We start from the raw sequence: 23,124 nt of genomic DNA on the forward strand, positions 1-23,124 counted from the left end.
TTTTTTGTTTAGCTCAACGCCTTATTTATGGGTTGATAATTCCCGTTTGATTGACGCCAATAATCTGCCAATCGTAAATTCTAGCTGTTTTTCCATTTTGTTCTGCTTTTTCCAGAGAAAGTTTGACATATCTTGCTTCAACCAAACTAATCGCATCTTTACTACTATCTGCTGTATTCCCTCGATGCTGAACAACGTCTGTCCAATTATTTCCATCAAGGCTTACAGAAATATCGTAGTCTCTAGTATTCCAATCTGAACTTTCTCCTCCAGCACCGGCATTAAAAAGCTCAAAACCAGAAATTGTTTTTACCGCTCCAAGATCCGCAATCATCCAAGGCCTGTCGCTACTATTATCACACCATTTCGTATTTAAATTCCCATCCAAAGCAAAACGGTAACTTTCACGATCATTTGTATAGCCAGAACCTTGTGTTGCAGTCGTTTCTGGCAAAATAGAAAGGTTTTCTATTTTAATTCCGGCATTTTGATCATAAACATGGAGATAGTTTTCTTTGACGCTCTCTGTTTCACCTGAAGCATTTGTCGCAGTTGCTTTCACTGTATATACACCTGGTTTATCAAAAAACAAGGTTATCTCTTTACCTTCTGAGACTTGTGGTATCGCTCCCAAGACTTCCCAACTGACTGTATTTGTAGATTTCGAAACATCGGCGGACAATGTAATCTTTTCACCTACTGAAATCAATGTTTTGCTCGCATTGATTGTTATTTCTGGCTTTTTCAATGCTTCAAACGTATAAACTGCCTCAGCCCCTCTTTGTTCTTCCAAACCATAATCATCAACTGGAAATATTTGATAGTTCGCTGTATTTCCGATCCGTTTTTGATTCAATAATGTATAAGAAGTATTTGACGTTTCACCTTCAAATTGCAGCTGACCATCGACTTTTCGATATATACGGTATAAAGCAGCATCTTCTCCTGTTACATCCCAACTCATCCGAATACTTTCAGTCAGATCATCCACAATTGTTTTTCCAGCAAACGTAAGGTTCGTGATTCCACTGTCAGGCTTCGTTTCTTCTTTGCCCATAAGTAATCGGCCTAAATAAATCGAAGTAAATTTTGTCTGAGTATTCTTCACATTTAATCCAATCGCTGTAATCGTTTGATCCTGTGCTGATTTTAGTGAATACGTCGTTTGGACCCAGCCGTTTTCTAACGGCTGTTGCGTTCCGTTTATGATCAAAGGTTTGTCGTTTCCTTCTATCTCTAAAACTAAGGATGTTTCGTCTGCACCTTTCGTCACACTAGTCGCTACTTCTGAAGCATCCGCTTGGATCTTGGAAGCATATAGTTTGATAAAGGTTTGCTGCCCCGCTGTCATAGGACCGGATAATTGGATTGAAGAACCACCATTAAAAGCGTCTTTATAACTAATTGAAGCTTCTAACTGGTTACCCGTCTCATTGTCAATGACCCAGCGATACGTTGGCATAACATCTTGAACACTTCGATTGTTAAAAGTTCCCTCTTTGACTTTTGTCCCATTTTTGTAAAAAGCATCGCCATTTCCTACGTTGAAATTTGTTAAAAACGGTAAACTTGTGACGGGCGTTTTTTCTACATAGTAGCGCGATACTCCTTGCCATTGATTATTCGGACTTTGCACCGCACGAGGATCTCCTTGAGGATTTATCCAAAGTAGTTTTTCATTTTCCCAATAACGGTCAATATCGTATTTCCCACCATCTCGCAACGTCCAATCAGGACAATAAAGACCTAGAGAAATAAGTGGCTGACCATTTTCTCCTAAAATACTACTTGGTTTGCGACTACTATTTATTCCATTGGCCTGCACATCGATTCCAGCAAAAAGATCGTATGGATCACGTTTTAATTGAATTGCTTTTTCTCTAGATGATTTGAGTTCTTGCCACCTAAAATCGATAAACATCTTGTCAGAGACACGTTTCCCTTCATTTTGGAAATAGTCTTGATTCTTGCTATTCAATGCTCCTTGCCAATTTACAGAACCATTCGCCACCATGGAATCATACCAAATGATTTGCTGATTTTGCGGTTTATGAGTCTGTAAGTAGCTTAGAAGTTCTTTCATATTACTTGCAGTTTGTGCATCAACATTTGTTTCTTGATTAATGAACCAGCCATCAAACCCGTATGTTGTAGACATCTCAAGTAACTTATCCGCCATTGGAAAATTCCCCTGCTGATCTTTTTGCACAAATTGTTCTACCCATTCTCGTTTGCCACCGTATGCTTCTGGCGGAAAAAATACTGTTCCAACCACTGGGACACCATTTCTATGTGCCGAATCAGTCACATCTCCGCTCGGAGGAACAATAATCCCTTCACCAGAAGAACCTGCCCATGCAACTAATGTATCGATATATTGCCAATTGGTAAAATTGTAAATAGCTTTATCTGTTCCTCCTTGTGACGGTGTGCCTTTTGTATGCTGGTTTACGATTGCGATTGATAAAACCTTTGCATCGATACTTTGATTTGGGTTCATTTTTTCTCCATGCACTCGTTTAACTAAAGGAACTTTCGAAACATTGAACGGTGCATCAGGGTCAGATTCGAAGCGCCAATTGACTAACGTTTCAGGAAATAGGGCCGTAGACTCTGGTACATTATCAAATATTGGAATGGCCTTATCATTACCCCGCCTTGTTTCAGATGGCTCTGCATAAGCATTTGGCATAAACGTCAGATTTGCTCCTATCGAAAGAGCAAGCATAGCAGTTGAACAATAAAATACACTTTTCCACATTTTTCTTTTCAATGAATGAACCTCCTTTAATCATTTTGCTTAAATTCCAGCATATTCATTCTTATGTAAAATGTTAGCGTTTTCTTTATTCCTTATAAATAAAGAAACTATAGCATTTATATCAAAAAGTATAGGTCTTATGCATAATTTAATAAAAAATACGAAAGGCCAGGACATAACTCTACGAGTAATATCCTTGCCTTAAGAAAACCGAATAAATAGTGGGAGCAGAAGAACGCCCTTTTATTTCTCGAAGTTAAACGCTTCTGCCCCAACCTATCTATACCTATATACACAATGAGAAACAAACCTTAATTTTTAAAGTTAGATACTTCGGCTCCAACCTCATTGGTTTGTTTCATTCTATTTTTTTGCTCTTTCGCTAATAATAAACAGCCCATCGTTCCGCTATTATCCCCTAAATCACAACCAACGATATATTCCTCTAACCTAGGCAGAGTGCTATAATCGCCTAATTGTTCTTTTAATGATTCGCGAACTTTCGCAAGAAGATGCGTTTGCTTCATCACACCGCCACCTAAAATAATTTTCTCTGGCGAAAGTGTTAAACTGTAATTCATCAAGGCCTGCGCTATATAAAAAGCTTCGATCGTCCAAACTTCGTGATCTGGCTCTAATTGTTGCCCCTTCATTCCAGTTCTTTTTTCTAGAGCAGGTCCAGCAGCCAACCCTTCTAAACAGTTATCATGATAAGGACAAGAACTTTCTATCCTATCATTCGGATAGCGTTGAACTGAAATATGTCCCATTTCTGGATGGCTAAAGCCATGCAAAACATGACCATTCACAACAGCTCCACCACCAATGCCTGTCCCTACAGTCAAATAAATACAGTTTTGAGTTTCTTTTCCCGCGCCTAAATGCATCTCACCATAAGCTGCCGCATTTACGTCCGTCGTCCAAGCTATCGGGATATCGTAACGCTCTTTTAATGCACCTAAAAAATCCACATTTCTCCAGCCTACTTTAGGTGTAGATGTAACGTGACCATACGTACTCGATTTCTGATTGATATCGATTGGTCCAAAAGAACCTACCCCAAGAGATTTTAATTTGTACCCATCAAAAAAATCAAAAACTTGATCTAATGTTGCTTCTGGAAATTGTGTAGGCAAGCTAACTCGTTCAACGATATTCAGTGCTTCATCCGCTACGGCACAAACAAATTTTGTGCCGCCAGCTTCGATTGATCCATAATACTCCATCAAAATCAACGCTCCTTTTTATCGATCAAACCCAATTGTACGAATTTCATAGGCATTCAGTGTTTGCACTACTTTTCCAGATTGTCTTTCTTCTAGTAAATTCAATAAATAGGGCTCTTCACTATTATTTTTGCTTACCTCCAGGTTACATTGATCTTTGCTCATATTAAATCCTCTGACAACAAGTGTGTGATCATCTTCACTGTTTTTCACTGCGGTCACAGCAAAAGTATCCCCTTCAACCGTTAAATAAGTATCTTTCATCTTTAATTGCCCGCCATGCCTTGATGTTTGTCTCACGCTAAAAGGAATTTGGGCAGCATATGCTCGTCGATAAGTCGCGTAGCGAGCTGCTGCTTCTCCATGAAAATCAACACCATAATAAAAAGTATGTTGACCTAAACATTGTGCCTCTGGTGTTGGGAAGTAACCCCAGTCTCCCATTTCTCCAACAGCTCTTAAAAGCGTTAAAGCGATTGTATTATTTTCAGGTAAAATTTCGTATTCATTTAAACCAAAATTTGAAACGGTCATTCCTGATTTTTCATCATGAATATTGACAAATGCATGCTGATGTTGTGGATTGGTCGGATTTTCCCAACTTTTACTGACTTGATTAGGTCTTGTCACTACTTCATAAATACTATCCGCTTCGTGTGTATCTGTTTTAATTCCTGTTGGAAATAACATTCGTAGGCGATGATCTTTCATTTGATTATCGAACGTCGTTTCAAATCCTAAACGTGCAGAGTCTTTTTCCATTGTTAATAGTGTTTCGATTGTCAGTTCTTTCATTTTTGATGAGCGACCTGATACTCGATAACGGAAATCAACTACAGCTTTTTGTTCTTGTTCCAATAAATCTTCTGCTGCTTCTGGTATCAGAATGCGTTGAATGATTCTGATTTGTGCCACAAATGATTCATTTTTAACAATAGAAATTTCTGCTGGGAGATCACTAGACATCATCGGCTTCGCACCTTCTGGTTGTTTAAAAATGTACTCGTTTCCGATGTCACCTGTATCTTCGATCGTCAATAACTTGTTATATTCTCTATCTGAAGATTTATCTAGTACGTTTATAGTGCCGTCTTCATTGATCGTGACAATCAAACAGTTGTTTTCCAATACATATTTTTCTGTATCTTTAATCATTGAAGCGGATTCTTTTATTTGCGTTTTTGCCTCTTGTAATGCAAAAGTCTCCCATGAAAAAGCGGGTATATTATTTATTGCCATCTCGACTTCAACATATTTAGCCATGTACGGTATTCTAAAACGATCCTTTGGTAAATCATAGCCAAAACTAACTTCAGGTTTTGAAATCATAGCTGGTATTATCTGCCCATCAGAGCCAACCACTTCAAATATCGGCGTATCACTTTCAGCAAGCTCCCTGAACAATTCATGTGGAATCCCATTTTTAAATGGTTTTCTCGCAATTTCTACTTTTATTTTTACAATTTCTGATTTTTCATAGCCAGATGTGTTAAATACCACGAATGGATAACTATTTTTTGAACATTTTTCTGTATTGACAGCCTCAGTCAAATGCATCAGTGCTTCTTCAGCTAAAAACTTTCCAACTTCATTTGCTTTTTCAAACCGCGGAATCATTTCACGATGCACTTCATCCACAGAACACCCACAAATACTATCATGAGGATGATTTTGCAATAGCATTTTCCAAGCATAATCTAGCTGATCATGAGGATACGCTTTCGTTAGATCATACGCCATTGCAGCAAGTGGTTCTGTCACATTTTCTAATTGTCGTTCTACTTTCGTGTTCCATTGTTTTAAATAAACTCTTGCTGAAGCTGTATTGGCTAGAGTATACCATCCATCCGTCTCTTGACTTGTCAATTCACCATGAACTGTTCCAACTTTTTCTGGTAAATCTTGTCCCATCTGAGTCAAGTATTCATCAAAATTCGAGTGAATGAATTCATAGTCTGGAAACAGTTCATTCGCCAAAGCGATTGCTTTTGTAATATCTTTTTGGACTGGTTGATGATCTACACCATTCATCATCAATAAATGATCGGTAGAAGCAAATTTTTCAACTTCTACTAACTTCTGCGTCCAAAATTGTAAAGCTGCTTCTTTTTCTGCTGGGATCTCATTGCCATTACTGTACCAATTCGCAAATAGCAAACCTAAAACTGTACTTCCATCTGGTCCTTCCCACCACATTTCTGAATATTGGGATGTATAATTTTCGTCATCTAATACTTCATTATTGAAGCCAACTGGTTTTACCCCTCTACCAAAAGCTGCTGCCTCTAAACCTGCTTGCTTCATCATTTGCGGTGTTTGGCCCATATTACCAAAGGTGTCAGGGAAATAACCTAACTTGACCGCAGGCCCCCACTTTTCGCTTTCTTTTTTTCCAATCAGCATGTTTCTGACATTCGATTCTGAACTAATTAAAAAGTCATCTTGTAAAATGTAAAATGGACCAATTCGAAGTTTTCCATCCGTGATAGCTTTTTGAAGCGCAGCTTTCTGCTCTGGCCTAACTTGTACATAATCATCTAAAATAATTGTTTGACCATCTAAGTGAAAACTATCAAAGTCTGGGTCATGTTCTGCAAGATCCAACACATCATCCATCAACTCGACTAAACGCATATGGTGCTGTTCATACGGCATGTACCACTCACGATCCCAGTGAGAATGTGAAATGATATAAACTTTTTTTTTCATGATTTTCTGCTCCATTTCCTTATTTTCATCGCGCAACTCGAATGTCAAAGTAATCCATCACTAACTCACAAAACATCATATTTGCCCATGAGAACCATTCACGTGTATAGTTTGCAGGATTATCTACATCGAATCCTTCGTGCATTAAATGAGTACCACCATCATTTGCAACTAAAGAATTCAAAATTCTTTCTTTTTCTGTCTTGTCTTTCGTCGTCATCCCTTCCATTGCAAGGGCAATCGGCCAAATATAATTTTCTGGAGTATGAGAACTGCCAATTCCTTTCGCACATTTACCCTCGTAAAAATAAGGATTCTCTTTACTTAAAACCGTCTTGCGCGTTGTTTGATACATCGAATCGTCGATTGTTGTATACCCTAAATAAGGGGCTGAAAGTAAGTTAGGAATATTACTATCATCCATAATGCTGGCGTGCCCTAATCCATCTACCTCGTATGCGTACAGTGTTTCTCCACTTTGATTATCCGTTTTTCCGTATTTTTGAATTCCAGCATCGATTTCTTTTCTTAGAGAAGCAGCCTGTTTTACCACTTCTGAATCTGCGAATACTTCCGTAAAGATTTCTTCAATATAGCCTAAAATAACCACTGCAAACATATTTGATGGGACTAAATAACCGTAACGGCACGCATCGTCGCTCGGACGAAAACCTGACCAAGTCATTCCTGTTTTGCTAACTTCAGTTCCTCGTCCCTTATTTGGCAGTGTGTCTTCCACCCGTGTTGTGTCTCGTTCAAATGTATAAGGCGAATTTTGATGTTCCTGCTCTGTTTTAAATACCGTCAGAATCTTTTTCACACCTTCAACAAAGTTTTCGTCAAATTGCTTCGTGCACCCAGTATTTTTAAATAATAAATAGGCTAATTGAACGGGATAGCATAATGAATCAATTTCATACTTTCTCTCCCAAATCCACGGATCCATCGCTGTATGATCTGTTTGATGCCCCGCACTATTTGGTGTTTCATTGAATGCATTAGCATAAGGATCGATCGTGATATAGAAAAATTGTCGTTGAACCAAGCCACAGATCATATCTCTAAGCTCTTTGTCTTCTTTTGCGATCACTAAGTATGGGCGAACTTGGGCAGTCGAATCTCTCAACCACATCGCTGGAATATCACCTGTTAATAAAAATGTCGTACCATCTGTTTGTTTTTCTACAGTTGTAGTTAATGTGTTAGCAAAAGCCGCATTAAAATTTTCAGCCCATCCAGCATGTTCATCTCCACAGAGTTGTGTAATTTTATCCATAAAATCTTGCACTGAGTTTGGTATTTCTTTATAAGTCATCATTACCTCCAAAATAGTTGATATATCATTTCACAACGAAATTATATGCTAATGAAAGCGTTTTGTCTACTGTTTTATCAAACATTTTTGAATTGAACTCTTTTTCTTTCTATGTTACACTCTTCTTAATGATATATCATTTCACATTTAGGAGAATAACTATGTCTAAACCTTTATATAAAAAAATCACAGATGATTTGTTACATGCTATCAAAACTGGACAATTGCAAGAAAATGCACAGCTTCCCACAGAAAAGGAACTATCTCAAACCTATAATGTCAGCCGTATCACGTCTAAACGGGCATTGACAGAGCTTGAAAATCAAGGATTGATTTATCGTATTCAAGGAAAAGGAAGTTATGTGCAAAAGCGCAAAGTAAAGAAGAGACACGTTTCGCGCATCTTATTTTTAATTCCATTTGTCAACGATCTTTCTCTTGGCAATTTCAACGAAGGACTGGCACCAATAACAAGCAAACATCATTACGAAGTGATTATGTCATCTGCTGAATTTTTGATCAATAAACAAGCTGCTGATATCATCGAAGACTTTGATGGTATGATTTATTACGCACATAATACTGAAGACTTTTTAGATACTTTATTTGAGCTATCGATCCAGCAATTTCCAGTCATCATCTTAGATAAAAAAATACACGATCTACCTTATCCCACTGTCCAATCAGATAACTTTTCAGGTGGTGCAATGGCTACAACTTATTTGGCTGATTTAGGTCATAAGCGAATTGCTTATATTTTTGGAGAACCGACTTTACCTCAATCTGTCAGACAGCGTTATTTAGGCTATATTCACGCAACAAAAGAGCAACACTTATCTTTCCATACGGCTTTAACAGATAAAAAAGCTTTTTTAGATGATGCGATCATTGATTATCTGCAGGACAATGAAATCACTGGAGTTGTCTGCGAAAATGATTTAGTCGCAATTGCTCTAATAAATCAAGCCAAACGTTCTGATTTGGATATACCAAATCAATTGTCCGTTATCGGCTTTGATAACATTCAAGCTGCTTCACTGATTGATCCGTCACTAACAACGATTGCTCAAGATTTCAAAGGGATGGGCAATCTTGCAGGTACAATGTTGATTGAATGGATCGAAAACAAAGTGATACCAACAGATCAGCAAGTTCCAATAAAACAAATTATTCGAAACTCAACAAAGGAGAATTGATAGATGAACTCAACATTGATCGACACAAGACACGGTACCGATAATCAACATTCTTTTTCAAATGGTAATTGCTTACCTTATACCGGTGTACCTTTTGGCATGAATTACTTTGCACCTCAGACCAACGGAGACAACGGAAGTTGGTGGTTCAATCCTCGTGATCGAGTGTTTCAGGGTTTCCGTTTGACCCATCAGCCTAGTCCTTGGATGGGAGATTTCAGTTATTTAGTGATGTTGCCTTATAACGGGACGCTAAAAGAATCAACCGTATTCCATGCTCAGTCTTCTTACCGACCAAATGAGAGCGTTTTTAATCCTAGTTATTTAGAAATCACTGCACAACGGTATCAATTGACTACTCGCCTAATTCCTAGTATGTATGGTGGAGTTTTAACCACGAATTACTCACAAGCAGATGCTGGATTGTTACTGTCATTACCGGGAAAATACCAACTTACTATCGAAGACGCTCATACGATTTCCGGCTCTATAATAAACTACGCAGGTTGTGAAGATAATCATTTTTCTTTTTATTTTACAATGCATTTTCAACAGCCGTTGATTTTTGAAACACCTGTTGAAAAAGAAGGAGAAAATGATTGCATTACTTTTTCATTCGGGAATATAGAAGAACAAGTTGTTCAGTTTGGCACTTCTTTCATTAGTTTGGAACAGGCTAAATTAAATCTATCTCGTGACTCTCACTGGCAACCTAAGGATTATCTCGCAGATGCAGAAAAACAATGGGCCCACTATCTAGATAAAATCGATATTCAAGATAAAAACCAGCAACGCCGTTCAACCTTTTATCATAATCTGTATCGCGCATTTTTATTCCCGCAAACATTCTACGAAAAAGATTCTAATGAAAAAATTATTCATTATGATACTTTAGCAAAAGAAATAAAACCAGGATTTTTATATACCAATAACGGTTTTTGGGATACGTATAAAACGGTCTATCCTTTATACTCATTGATCGCTCAGGATAAATATGCAGAGATGCTGGAAGGTTTTTTGAATAGTTATCGGGAGAGCGGTTATTTGCCTAAATGGCTTTCGCCAGACGAACGGGGCTTGATGCCTGGAACGTTGATCGACGCTGTAATTGCTGATGCTGCAGTTAAAAAAATCCGCCCAGATTTGATGCCTGAATTTTTAGATGCCATGATCAAAGGCGCAACCATTCAAAGTGAAAATCCTAATTACGGTCGACAAGGAACAAAAGATTATCTGACATATGGTTATGTCCCAGCCAGTTATCATGAGTCAGTGAACCATACCTTGGATTATTGTTATAGTGACTTTTGTATTAGCCAAGTCGCTAAAACCTTGAATGAACAAGCTGCAGCTAAACACTATGAAAAACAAGCAAAGAATTATTTAACCATTTTCGACCCTAACACAGGATTCATGCGCGCAAAACAAGCGGATGGTACGTTCAAAGAACCCTTTAACAGCCATCAATGGGGCGGCGACTATGCGGAAGGAAGTGCATGGCAAAGTAGCTTTGCAGTTTACCATGATTTTAAAGGATTGATTGAAGCCTTCGGCGGGCATGCAAAATTTCAAGAGAAATTAATTGATTTGTGCAATCAGGCACCTTCTTATAATGTTGCTGGATATGGGTTTGAAATTCATGAAATGAGCGAAATGGCTGCGATAGAATTTGGACAACTGGCGATTTCAAATCAGCCAAGCTTCCACTTTCCGTATCTATTTAACTATCTTGGAAAACCAGAATTTGCTCAACCATTACTAAAACAATTGATGATTCAAGAGTTCGATGATAGCCCGACTGGTTTCCCTGGTGATGAGGATAATGGCAGCATGGCTAGTTGGTATATTTTTAGTTCGTTGGGATTTTATCCCGTTTGTCCAGGTTCAGGTGAATATGTGATTGGTATGCCTTTATTTGATAAAGCTGTTATCCATCTATCTAGTGGTGAAACCTTGACGATTTCTGCCAGCCCAAACCAAGAGCAGCAACAATTTGTAGATCATATTCGTTATAACGGTTCTTATCATGAAGAATTATTTTTTGACCATGAAACGTTGATGAAAGGCGGCGCAGTCGATTTTACTTTAGGTATTGTGCCTAGACCGAAAAATTATGGAAAAGGGCAACTTCCATTTAGTATTTAACAATAACTATGATGAATTAGTCATACAAAAAGAAATCACAAAAATTTTTATATTGTGATTTCTTTTTGTATATTCTTATTTACTTCCTCTACAATTGCTCATTTCAACTTTTTTAGATGACTATAGCTTCATCGTACCTATTCTTCAACTGAATCATATTGATGTTTATATTTTTCTCGAAATTCTTTTGGTGTTAAATCGTTCATTTTTTTAAAAATTTGTGAAAAGTAAGTGCTATTGTTAAAGCCAATTTTGTCAGCAATTTCATTAACATTATCATCAGAATACAACAATAGATTTTGTGCTTTTTTCATACGATACTGGTTCAAGTATTGAGAAAAGCTTTTCTTTGTTTCTTTCTTAAAAAGCTGACCTAAATACATCACATTAAGGTGCAGTGATTGCGCCACACATTTTAATGTGAGTTCACTCGTGTATTCAGAGCGAATTTTATCGATAACATTTTGGACATTTTCTGAATAATCGTAGGTCATTTTTTCCCGAGTAATTTGTCTGACTGTTGTCGATAGAATTTCATGTAGCTTATCTACGTTCGACGAATGATTGATATCATCTAAGACTTGCTGATATTCCTCTTCATCTAAATGATTGAACCGGCGATAAATATCCATAAACAGCATAAAAGTGATATGACGAACATCTTCTGGACGTGCACCGATTTTTTGTGTTTTAGAAAAAATTTCAGCAATCGTTTTTTCAATTGTGGGAAAATCCCCCACCATCAATGTCTTGTTAAAATTGATAATATCCGCTGACAGATCGAAATCATCTGAAAAGACGGAGTATAAGACATTACTGCCACTTGCTTCATAAAACTTATAACGCTGTAATGTTTGGTTCGCTTTTTCGTAACTATCTGGAACATCTTCCCAATCGTTCACAGTCTCACCAACACTTATCAGCCAACTATCATCTTCGTCGCCTTGTAAAGGATTAGCCGTCAAAAGCTGATTTAATTGATATTTACCACCTTTAAAAATATGTACCAACAGACTTTTATCCCCTAGATTTCGAGAAAAAAACAACGATTGCTGTTGTTCTTCCAGCCAATTGATGACTTTGACTTTTTTCTCTCGGGTTACTTCGATTAACAGGACGGTCCAATCCGATTTTTCAGTTGTGTTGACTACTTGATCTAGCTCTTCGTAGCTATCCTTATCAATCTCACCGTTGACCCACTGTGACAATAGAACTTCACTATATAAGTCATTTCTCGTTTCCTGTTGATTGCGATTATCCAAGCGTTTTTTTGCCTTTTTGACACTTTTTAGAAGCTCTAATTTATCTACAGGTTTCATCAGATAATTGATTGCTCCTAACTGCAGACCTCCTTTTAGGAAATCAAATTTCTGATAACCAGAAAGAATCATAAATTCAAATTGACGTGCCTCTTTTTGAGCAGCTTCAATAAATTCTAGTCCGGTCATTTCTGGCATAGTGATATCTGTAATCACCAGATCAATCGCCTCGGTCTCCATTATCATCAATGCTTCTTTTGCATTTTGCGCTGTACCTTTAATCGTGAATCCTTCCGCTTCCCAAGAAATAATTTTTTTTAAACCATTCACGATCATATATTCATCATCCACTAATAAAACGTTATACTTCATTTTATCGCTCCTTGCTCCCATGACTACTCATCACAGTTGATTGTATAATACAAAGGCTATTTTAGACGTTTGTATCGATTCATTTTAATTTTAAGAACTAGGGTCATTAAAAGAAAGCTCAAGCGCAATGCCTTTTGTTTCATTGGGGTTAATGGTCATCAAAAAGGATACACCAAAGTAAGCACGTAGTCGTTCATTCACATTTTGTAGCCCAATCGAATCATGTAACTCGATTTGTTGGCTCCAAAGTTTTGCTTGGATTAATGTTAATTTTTGTAAAGATATACCTTTACCATTATCACGTATCAAAATTTGCACTTGTCCATCTACTAAGTGGGCTTTTACACTAATCGCATTGTCATTTCTAGAAAAATCGATACCATGAACAAAATAATTTTCAATCAATGGCTGAATGGAAAATTTAGGCAAAATCAGTTTCTTCAACGCTTCATCGATCTCAAAGTGATAAGCGATTCGATCTGGATACCTCATTTGATACAAATACACATATTTTTCACAAAAACTCAGCTCTTTTTCTAACGTCGTTGTTTTAGCCTGATCCGTATTGTTTCGTAAAAGAGTTGAGAACGCATACACCACATCAGCTAATTCTTCACTTCCTTCGCTTAAAGCATACATACGAATATACTCTAATGTGTTATACAAAAAATGTGGGCTGATTTGAGACTGGAGTGCTCTCATATGAGCATCTTGCTGTTTGATTTCTAGTTTATAAATATCTGCAATATACTGTTCAATATTGTCTAACATCGTATTGATGCCTTTTGAGAGTTCTTTTAATTCAAATTGCGTTTCCTGATCATCGATCCTCGTATTCAACTCTCCTTTAGAAACGAGAGCCATTGAATCCATAATAATATCCACTTGCTGAGAATATTTGGTAAATGTTCGATACAATAAATACAAAAGTAGTAAAATCAAAACAAAACCGCCCAGCATTAAAATCCGCAAATCAAAAAAGACATGGGTCAGAATCTTCTCTTTAGAAACGGTTACTAAAATATCAAATCCAGTCGTTGTTTGCAAATGTTCTACTATATTTTTTTCTGACAATTTTTGGATCGGTAACAGTGAAGTTTCGTTCATTTTTTGCTGAATTAACGTTTGATCTGCTGTGTCTTTTTCCTCTATATAAGTCAGCAGTTGGTAACCTGTACTTGAAAATACATACGCAGATAATCCTTCAAATGTCGTTAAATGAGTCAGACTGTCTACGATATCCTTTTGAGAAAACTCAACATAGAAACTCCCTAGTACTTCTAAGGTCACTGGATTAGTAATCGGATACGCTAAATAAAACTTATTATCTAAACGAGGCGTGCCACTAATTTTTTTACCGTTCTTATCTTTCGCTGTAGAAAGATAATAGTCATCGTAATTGTTCAATACCATGATGATCGATTCAACATTATCATACATTGTATAAAAATTTTTCACTTGGCTGGGTAAAAATAGATAATTCCCCGTTTCCAATTGTTGATCGTAAGAATAATTCAAATAATCTGAAATTGAAGTATCCATATAATGATTCAAATTATTGATCTTCTCTTGGTTTTCTGTCAAACCATTCAACATTGTTTTTCCCTGTAAATTCTTATCATTGATTGATCGACTGATCATATCAACAGCTTCTTGGGCTGTGATCTTCCCTCTTCCCATCGATTGCCAATAGGTGTTCAGCCCAATACTGATCATACCGATCAAAATCAAAGAAACCAGAATCAACGCATAGTTTTTCAACAATCGGTTCAGCAACGTTTTTTCATTAATGGAAGAAGGTCTCTTTTTACGCATGAAGTTCCAATCTTTGATCGATTGTTTGGCGCCATGACTTAGTTGCCATAAAACTCCAAATTTGAATCATAGAAAACGTACCGAATAAAATCAACCCTTTGAATTTCCATGTGATAAATAAAATCAGACTTATGCCAATCGCAATCTTCAATAAATTTGTAAAATTAGATAACGTAGAAATAAAAGCTAATTTCAATAAGTTCTTTAAGCCAATATCATAATAGCTATCTAATAATAACGAATATTGAAATGTGACCGTAGCATAAATCATGGCAAAAACTAAAAGAAAATCAATCATCAAAAAGGACAATCCTTGAATTTGAACAGATAAAAACAAATTATATACGAGCAATGCCAAAAATAAGATCAGCGTATAAAACAGAATATTTCCTCTGACAAAATTCTGTTTAAAACTGCTCCACCCTTCCTTCAACGTGATTTCTTTATAGTTAAACTCATGACTGACAAACAATTCATTCACCGTTTTAAGCGCGGGTCCAACACCTGCTACAATCAAACCACAACAGCTAAATAGCCAAAAGAATAAATTCAACTTCACGATGACCCAAATCTTAATGAATAACGTTTCTAACGCTTTTCCAACCATCTACCTCTTCCTTTCTGCTTCTCTCTTAGTATAATAAATAACTATTACGAATATTCCAAATAAAAAACTACACTACATAATATACTACGCCATTTAAATGAGCTATTATTTTTTTATAAAAGAACCAAGTAAAAACGATGAATCATCGAATCACTTGGCTCCCGTTGGTATATCTGTTCTATTTTTTCAAAAAGTCATCGTATTGTTTTTGCATTTCAGTCAGAACTTTTTCATAACCAGCATTATCAAGTGCTTCCTTCATTTTAGGAACAGTCTCTTCTGGATCAACAGTTCCTGTATTTAAACCATCCAAATATTGGCTCATAACGTTCGCTATGTTACTCATTTCCGTTTTTACATTTGAGGTTACAAAATTAAATCCTAATATCGGAGACGCTTCTGCTTTGGCAATTGATTCATCCCGTTCTTTGATCATTTCATCAGTAATGGTATCTTGTGTGTATAAAATCTTGTTATTACCAGTATTCCAAGCAGGTAAATGCGTTTTAGGTTTATATCCTTCTAGTATCTTGATCTTATCTTCTTTATCAGGTACTTTTTCCCAAGCTTCACCTTCGATTCCCCAAACTAATCCGTTGAGCAATTCCGGGTCACTATTGAGTTGCCCTAAAACTTCTACCGCTTTTTCCTTGTTTTTTGAAGTATTTGAGACAACAAAATTGGCCATTTGTGCTTGAGCTGTTGATTTTAATGGCTTTGTGAATGCTTTCGATACTAATTCTTGTCCAGCAGCATTACTTAAAATCGTATCGCCATAATCGTATGGACCTTGTGTTTCTTGACGGATGAACCATGTATTTCCTTCTAAAGGATACTCTGTATTACTTGTTGCAGCATCAGAAGGAATGTAACCTGCTTGATACCACTTATGCATCGTTTTCAAGGATTCCATAAAGTCTTTACTTTCATACTGATTAATAATTTTATCAGTATCACCATTTAGATCAACTGCAAACGGATACTCTATACCAATTGGAAAATCATAATCCCCTTGCACTTTAAACCCTTGACCAATTGCAAATGCTGCAATATTTGGTTCTTTTTTATGGAATGTTTTTAAAATGCTCTCTATATCTTCATACGAATCCACATCATCGATCGATAGATCATATTTGTCTAGATATTGCTTATTGAATGTCAGCACTTGCTGAGAATACACATTAGCATTAACTGGAAATGCATACAATTTCCCATCGACTAGATTCCCTTTGATATAGGCTTCATCCAATTGATCATACGCATCTTTAGCAAGCTTTGGCGCTAATTCAGTCAAATCAGCAAAAGCACCTTTTTGCGCATTCGGTACATAATTATCGGCAAAGGCAATATCATAATTTTCACCTGAAGAGACAATAACACTCATCTTTTTTTGATAATCGCCCCATCCGATATACTGAATATTTAATTTGGCGCCCGTTTTTTCTTCGATTTGCTTATTGGCTATTTCCATCAATTCATCATAATTATCAGGTTTATCCCCGATTTGATACATTAATAACGTATTTTCATCCGAACTTTTACTACTTCCAGCCGTCTTATCCTTACTTCCTCCGCCACATGCTGTTAAAACACCTAATAGAACAACTGCTGTACTCAAACCGACTATTTTTTTCCAAGTCTTCATTGTAAGTTCCTCCTATTTTTAAAAGCTAAACAGATTGCGTCGTTCATAAGAAAATTAGACGACCTATCCAATTAATTACCTATGAAACGATACTGTAAAGCTAGATATTCTATTCCTTAACTCCGCCAATCGTCAATCCTTTAACAAAATACTTTTGGAAAAATGGATAACTAATTGCAATTGGTAATGTTGAAATAACTACTATTGCCATACGAGCAGATTCTCCTGGTATCGCTGCCATTCCACCAGATAATTGATTACTTGCTCCAGCATTTTGAGTTAGATATTGAATATTATTTTGAATCTTCATCAACAAATACTGCAGTGGAACTAAACTATCTTTTTGAATATATAAGAGTGCATTAAACCAATCATTCCAATAACCCAAAGCCGCAAACAGACTAATTGTTGCAATACCTGGAACTGCCAAAGGCAACACGATTTGGATAAAAATCCGTATCTCAGAAGCACCATCGATTCGAGCAGACTCAATGATCGAATCTGAAACTGACCGTTTGAAAAAAGTTCGCATCACAATAATATTAAACGGACTGACTGCCATTGGCAAAATCAATGCCCAAATTGTATCTTTTAACTGGAGCAAATTCGTCATCACGATGTAATTGGCTACCATCCCTGGAGAAAATAACATCGTAATCAAACAAAAAACAGTGAAAAAACGACGAAACGGAAAATTAGATCTTGAAATCACATAAGCATAAAGCGACGTCGCAGTACTATTGATTAAGGTTCCGACCACTGTCACTATTACTGTCACAAACAACGCTTGAAAGATTTTATCTTGCATCTGACCAAACAAATAGGTATACCCGAAGAAACTAAATTCCGTAGGCCAAAAGCTATATCCATTAGTGGCTAGTGCTGTTTCATTAGTCAGCGAGATCGCCACAACGAATAAGAACGGCAAAATACAGGATAATGCGAAAACAGCGATTAATACATTAAAAAATAAATTGACAGGTTTATTAAACGAACGAATTGCTACTTTTGAAACTGGCTTTTTCTTCAATGTTTTCATCCCTCCTTAGAATAATGCCGAATCATTGTCAAAGCGACGAACGATCCCGTTTGTAACCATCAATAACACAAACCCGACTGTTGACTGATACAAACCAGCCGCAGCTGTCATCCCGATATCTCCTGTAGCCGTCAGCCCATTAAAAATATAGGTATCCAAAACAGATGTGACCTGATACAATGATCCAGAATTTCTCGGAACATTATAGAACAACCCAAAATCCGCTCTAAAAATATTCCCCACAGCTAAAATCGTCAAAATCGTCATAAGCGGTAATAACTGAGGAATCGTTACATTCTTGATTTGTTGCCATTTGCTGGCACCATCCACCATCGCCGCCTCATAATAAGTAGGATCGATCCCCATAACAGAGGCAAAATAAATGATACTATTGTATCCGATCCCTTTCCACGTACCAATAAAGACTAAGATAAATGGCCAAAATTTTGGTTCACTATACCAATTGATTGGCGTTCCTCCTCGACCTACGATCCACTGATTGAACATCCCTTTGTCCGGACTTAAAAAGGCATAAACAAAATAGCCAATAATAACCCAAGATAAAAAATACGGCAAAAGAGACATTGTTTGATAGATCTTCACCAAACGCTTATTGCGCAATTCACTCATCACGATTGCAAAAAATACAGAAATGACAAGGTTTAAGACAATAAATGTCACGTTGTACAACACTGTATTTTTAGTAATCAAAAACGCATCATTAGAAGAAAATAAAAACTTAAAATTATCTAACCCCACCCAAGGACTCGTTTTTAAACTGGCAATAAATCCATCTGGTGAAATATGAAAGTCCTTAAAAGCTACTACGTTGGTCAAAACTGGAATATAAAAGAAAAAAATCATCCAAACCATTGCCGGAATCGCCATTATAATCAATGCTTTGTACCGCCAAACATTTGTAAAGAAAAGTTCGCTCTTCGACTTTTTCTTCATTTACCCAACTCCTTTCATCAAATTGTCTACAACAGAATTGTAGCGCTTTCACCAAAAGATAAGAATAAACAAAATATAGATATTGCTATAGAAAATATAGATGTTTGAATCATTTGACTAAAAAGCAAGCGTATTTAATCACTTTCTTCTATAATATAATTAAGAAAAAAGCCAATTGATCAGAAAAAAAAGCGAAACAACTCGTTAATTGTCTCACTTTTTTTCTACTCTTATTAAACTTCTTTCACGCTTTTCAAAATATAGTAACCTTTGTCTTTTGTCACGATTTCTACATTTCCAAAAACTTCAGCCATTTTTTTCTCAGCACTTGGCGCACCTTGTTTCTTTTGGATCACAACAGTCAACGTTCCGCCGGCAAGTAGTCTAGGATGCGCTTCACTTAAAATTTCATGCACTACTTTTTTCCCAGCTCGGATCGGTGGATTGCTAATGATTGCAGCGTATTGCTGTTCATGGGTATCAGCGTAGATATTTGATGTGTGGATATCGACATTTTCAACATGATTTTTCTTCGCATTTTCTTGCGCTAAAGCCACCGCTCGCTGATTAACATCGATCATTTCTACCGTTCTACCACTGAATGAAGCCAATGTTAAACCGATTGGGCCATAACCGCAGCCGACATCCAACAACTTACCTTCTGGAAGATCTTCCCACTCAAACGCATCAATTAACACACGAGAACCAAAGTCCACCGTATTACGAGAAAATACCCCACTATCGGTTAAAAACTGAAACTTCTTTCCTTTTAATTCAAATGACCACTGCTCTAAATCATGAGCTAAGTCTGGATTTTCTGTATAATAATGATTATTCATTTTCTTCTTCCTAACTATTTTCTTTTGTCATCAGTCTACCTTTTATTTCCCGAACAATCAAGGCAGCGAGTAAGTCATAACCCGTTTTAGAAAAATGTAGTCCATCTGCTTGTAAAAATTCATCCGTGCCAGGGTAAACCACCATTGCTTTATATAAATCGATGACAGGAATTTCATATTTAACGCCAATCACTTTTACTCGTTCTACATATTCACGAATCCGATCATCATCCCGCGTCGGTTTTCTAGCGCAATCTACATACGGCGGTGTGAGTACCACGACTTTTTCTTTACCGATTTCAGTGATCATTGTTTCGAGGTTTTCTGCGTATTCTTCTAAAGGAACTAAGTTGTCACTATTCGTATCATTGGCACCGAAAAAGATCGTTACGATATCAGCTTGTTCTGCTAAGACTTCTTTTTCCAAACGTTTCATTGCGTCTTGCGTAGTATCTCCTGGCATCCCAGCATTTACGATCATCACTTCTTCATAATGTCGATCCGCCAGATCTTCAGCGATCAGATTTTTTAAAATCGGCGTGATGGCTTCCTCGCCGTATCCTGCTGTGATACTATCTCCAAATAAAACGATTTTTTTCATTACGTATTTTCCTTTCTCAACTCGTTTTCTTTATTTATCATACCATTGAAAAGGCCGTTTTGCCGAGGCAGAAAATTATTTTAGTGTAGTTCCACTTTAAATGAGAATTCTTAATTCTATTTATGTTTAGTAGAATTAAAAAACAGACCTTAAAGATTTGTATTTCAGACAAAAAACAAATTAAAACAACTAATTTATTTGACATGACATTCACATTATTATATAATCAAATCCAACTGATTCGCGATTAGTAAAAAATATAATAGGTGGTTAAGATATGAAAAAAAGAAATTGGTTATTTGTTGGTATCGTTATACTTTCTACACACATTTTTTCTGCTACACAAGTCCTTGCAGTTGAAGATTCTGAAATCAGTACAACTTCAGAAGTGAATACTTTATAGGAAGAAATAAATCTGGATAAAAATGCTTTAAGAAAAATAGGGCTAACCTCCCTATTTTTCTTACTTATGCTTGGCGGATGCCAAAAGACAACTGCACTAAAAACAGAAGAGTACGATCTAGCTATTATTGATTCAAAAAACATCACAACCTTTCTTGAAAAAGACAATAAACTAGAAAAAGTGGAGCAACTTAAACGAACAGATGGAAATCTAAATTTTTGGCGCAATAATTTTTGGACAATGGATAATCATTACTACACAAAAACCTCTGAAAATCCCAAACTTGACGTTTCCTTAGCAAAAATTGGTCGTAACTTAGCCATTGACCTTGTCAAAGCCGAAGGAAATGATGCCTATACTTCAAATGTAGATGGAGAATTTTTCTATACTACCGCCTGTTTTAGTGATCGAACTGAATTTTATAAATATGATAAGAACCTGAAACTACAGTTGAAAAAAGAACTCCGCAAAAAAGAAAGTATCCTAACCAATCAATTGATCCCTCTGGGAGACTATCTCTATATTTTATGTGGCTACACTAACCCTGATGACGGATCAAGTAAAAATATGTTGGTGAAAATGACAAAGGAATTTGAAGTGATTGAAGAAACAGATTTAGGTGATGAAACAAGTGCATACATGAGAATGGTTCATTTTCAAAATAAACTTTATATTACAGAAGCCAATACTGGCATGAGTGCAACTGGTGAACCAGGAGAAGCAAATCGTGTACTTGTATATGATCTAGCAACAAAAAATCAAGCGTATCTCACTTTGACTTATCCTTATCCAATGGAAATATATGTAGACGAGCCCAACGAAAACCTAATCATTCGTCACTATGAGCTCTATGTAAAAAGCTATACATGGACCGTTTATAACTTGAAAAATCAATCAGAATCGTTCATTCATTTTCCTGAATACGAAAAATTGGAACAAGAAAAACATATAAATCCTCCATTTTTCACTCAGGATAGTGGTTATTACTATTTTATGTTCGATGATCAACTCACCAAATATGATCCTAAAACGAATACACCTATCAAACTAGACTTGTCAGATTATGACTTTGAAGATACAAGTGCTTTGATTATGAATAAATAAGAATACACAACAAAACTCTACTTTAACCACTCAGTAGGGTTTTGTTGTTTTATGAAAGATGCTATAATAAGCACAGAAATAAATGTTGGCTTTGGTGGAGGAACCGATGGACGATAAAATGAATTATTACCCCATTTCACGGAAGGAATGGCAGGGCTTCTATCATAACGGCAAGGCGCCGCTGACAGAAGAAGAATTAGAAGATATTAAAGGCTTCAATGATCAAATTTCATTGCAGGATGTTCAGGACATTTACGTGCCACTGACCCACCTGATTCATTTATATATGAAAGAATTTGAGTCTTTAACTGTTAGCAAAGGGCTGTTTTTGCATGAATATGTGCCTGTTCCGCCTTTTATCATCGGAATCGCTGGTAGTGTGGCTGTTGGGAAAAGTACCACCGCTCGCTTGTTGCAGCTGATTTTATCCAGAACCTTTAAACGCCGAAATGTCCAACTGATTACGACGGACGGCTTTTTGTATCCGAATAAAGTATTAGAAGAAAAGGGCATTATGGATCGGAAAGGTTTTCCAGAGAGCTATGACATGGAAAAGTTGATCGACTTTTTAAACCAAGTCAAAAATAGCCAAGATGAAATCAAAGCACCGCTTTATTCTCATAGTGTGTATGATATTATCGAAGGCGAATATGAAGTGATCCAACAACCAGATATTCTAATCGTTGAAGGAATCAACACACTGCAATTGCCTGCCAATCAGCAAATTTACGTCAGCGACTTCTTTGACTTTTCCGTCTTTGTGGATGCTGAACCGAAGTTGATCGAAAAATGGTACCTTGAACGTTTTGGTGCCTTACTTGATACGGCCTTTCTTGATCCAGATAATTACTATTATCAATATGCGATCGGCAATCGTGACGATGCCTTTGCGATGGCTAAAGAAGTATGGAAAACGGTGAATTTGAAAAACTTAGAGGAATATATCTTGCCAACTCGAGGCAGAGCGGATATTATACTTCATAAGACTGAAAATCATATTATTGATGAGATATTTATGCGGAAGTATTAATTCGTGAAGCTAGATCTCAAAACAACACTTAACTTGATTCTAAAAAGGTCAAAAATTCTTTTTGACCTTTTATTAGATAAATCTAAATGGATAGGGGTAATAAA

General features: G+C 36.5%; 17 protein-coding genes. 5 read left to right on the plus strand and 12 right to left on the minus strand.

The window, feature by feature from the left end; all coding sequences use genetic code 11:
* Positions 1 to 25: 25 nt before the first annotated feature.
* The 4 genes from IGI43_RS09035 to IGI43_RS09050 form a co-directional block, all read right to left on the minus strand.
* Positions 26 to 2,773, minus strand: a complete 2,748-nt coding sequence (locus IGI43_RS09035; protein ID WP_438757466.1) for an endo-beta-N-acetylglucosaminidase — start codon at positions 2,771 to 2,773, stop codon at positions 26 to 28.
* Between the two features lie 299 nt (positions 2,774 to 3,072).
* Positions 3,073 to 3,987, minus strand: coding sequence for an ROK family protein (locus IGI43_RS09040; RefSeq protein ID WP_438757467.1), 915 nt, complete (start codon positions 3,985 to 3,987; stop codon positions 3,073 to 3,075).
* Between the two features lie 18 nt (positions 3,988 to 4,005).
* Positions 4,006 to 6,696 (minus strand): alpha-mannosidase, encoded by a 2,691-nt coding sequence (locus IGI43_RS09045; protein ID WP_438757468.1) that lies wholly within the window; start codon positions 6,694 to 6,696, stop codon positions 4,006 to 4,008.
* 25 nt (positions 6,697 to 6,721) lie between these two features.
* Positions 6,722 to 8,011: a glycoside hydrolase family 125 protein gene (locus IGI43_RS09050; RefSeq protein WP_438757469.1), complete on the minus strand. Its 1,290-nt coding sequence runs from the start codon at positions 8,009 to 8,011 to the stop codon at positions 6,722 to 6,724.
* Between the two features lie 161 nt (positions 8,012 to 8,172).
* Between IGI43_RS09050 and IGI43_RS09055 the strand changes: the two genes are divergently transcribed.
* Together IGI43_RS09055 and IGI43_RS09060 are read left to right on the plus strand one after the other, a co-directional pair.
* Positions 8,173 to 9,207, plus strand: coding sequence for a GntR family transcriptional regulator (locus IGI43_RS09055; RefSeq protein ID WP_438757470.1), 1,035 nt, complete (start codon positions 8,173 to 8,175; stop codon positions 9,205 to 9,207).
* Between the two features lie 3 nt (positions 9,208 to 9,210).
* Positions 9,211 to 11,352, plus strand: a complete 2,142-nt coding sequence (locus IGI43_RS09060; protein ID WP_438757471.1) for a GH92 family glycosyl hydrolase — start codon at positions 9,211 to 9,213, stop codon at positions 11,350 to 11,352.
* A gap of 137 nt (positions 11,353 to 11,489) precedes the next feature.
* Here IGI43_RS09060 and IGI43_RS09065 read toward each other — a convergent pair whose 3' ends face one another.
* From IGI43_RS09065 to IGI43_RS09100, 8 genes are all read right to left on the minus strand, one after another.
* Positions 11,490 to 12,983: a response regulator transcription factor gene (locus IGI43_RS09065; RefSeq protein WP_438757472.1), complete on the minus strand. Its 1,494-nt coding sequence runs from the start codon at positions 12,981 to 12,983 to the stop codon at positions 11,490 to 11,492.
* A 90-nt stretch (positions 12,984 to 13,073) separates the two neighbouring features.
* A complete protein-coding gene (locus IGI43_RS09070; protein WP_438757473.1) occupies positions 13,074 to 14,798 on the minus strand; it encodes a sensor histidine kinase in 1,725 nt (574 codons plus the stop codon).
* On the minus strand, positions 14,791 to 15,405 hold the full coding sequence (locus IGI43_RS09075; protein WP_438757474.1) for a YesL family protein: 615 nt from the start codon (positions 15,403 to 15,405) through the stop codon (positions 14,791 to 14,793). The genes IGI43_RS09070 and IGI43_RS09075 overlap by 8 nt, the downstream gene beginning before the upstream one ends.
* A gap of 178 nt (positions 15,406 to 15,583) precedes the next feature.
* The gene (locus tag IGI43_RS09080; RefSeq protein ID WP_438757475.1) at positions 15,584 to 17,050 is read right to left on the minus strand and encodes an ABC transporter substrate-binding protein; all 1,467 of its coding nucleotides are present in this window, start codon (positions 17,048 to 17,050) and stop codon (positions 15,584 to 15,586) included.
* 109 nt (positions 17,051 to 17,159) lie between these two features.
* Positions 17,160 to 18,080 (minus strand): carbohydrate ABC transporter permease, encoded by a 921-nt coding sequence (locus IGI43_RS09085; RefSeq protein ID WP_438758838.1) that lies wholly within the window; start codon positions 18,078 to 18,080, stop codon positions 17,160 to 17,162.
* A 15-nt stretch (positions 18,081 to 18,095) separates the two neighbouring features.
* Entirely contained in the window at positions 18,096 to 19,043 is a 948-nt protein-coding gene (locus IGI43_RS09090; protein WP_438757476.1) for an ABC transporter permease, read from the minus strand.
* A 233-nt stretch (positions 19,044 to 19,276) separates the two neighbouring features.
* Positions 19,277 to 19,882 (minus strand): class I SAM-dependent methyltransferase, encoded by a 606-nt coding sequence (locus IGI43_RS09095; RefSeq protein WP_438757477.1) that lies wholly within the window; start codon positions 19,880 to 19,882, stop codon positions 19,277 to 19,279.
* A 10-nt stretch (positions 19,883 to 19,892) separates the two neighbouring features.
* The gene (locus tag IGI43_RS09100; RefSeq protein WP_438757478.1) at positions 19,893 to 20,483 is read right to left on the minus strand and encodes a GDSL-type esterase/lipase family protein; all 591 of its coding nucleotides are present in this window, start codon (positions 20,481 to 20,483) and stop codon (positions 19,893 to 19,895) included.
* A gap of 277 nt (positions 20,484 to 20,760) precedes the next feature.
* Between IGI43_RS09100 and IGI43_RS09105 the strand changes: the two genes are divergently transcribed.
* From IGI43_RS09105 to coaA, 3 genes are all read left to right on the plus strand, one after another.
* Positions 20,761 to 20,886 (plus strand): hypothetical protein, encoded by a 126-nt coding sequence (locus tag IGI43_RS09105; protein WP_438757479.1) that lies wholly within the window; start codon positions 20,761 to 20,763, stop codon positions 20,884 to 20,886.
* A gap of 66 nt (positions 20,887 to 20,952) precedes the next feature.
* Positions 20,953 to 21,990, plus strand: coding sequence for a hypothetical protein (locus IGI43_RS09110; protein ID WP_438757480.1), 1,038 nt, complete (start codon positions 20,953 to 20,955; stop codon positions 21,988 to 21,990).
* 106 nt (positions 21,991 to 22,096) lie between these two features.
* A complete protein-coding gene (gene coaA, locus IGI43_RS09115) occupies positions 22,097 to 23,020 on the plus strand; it encodes a type I pantothenate kinase (RefSeq protein WP_086279667.1) in 924 nt (307 codons plus the stop codon).
* Positions 23,021 to 23,124: the final 104 nt, after the last annotated feature.

This window comes from Enterococcus sp. AZ126 (assembly GCF_051714545.1).
GTDB lineage: Bacteria > Bacillota > Bacilli > Lactobacillales > Enterococcaceae > Enterococcus_L.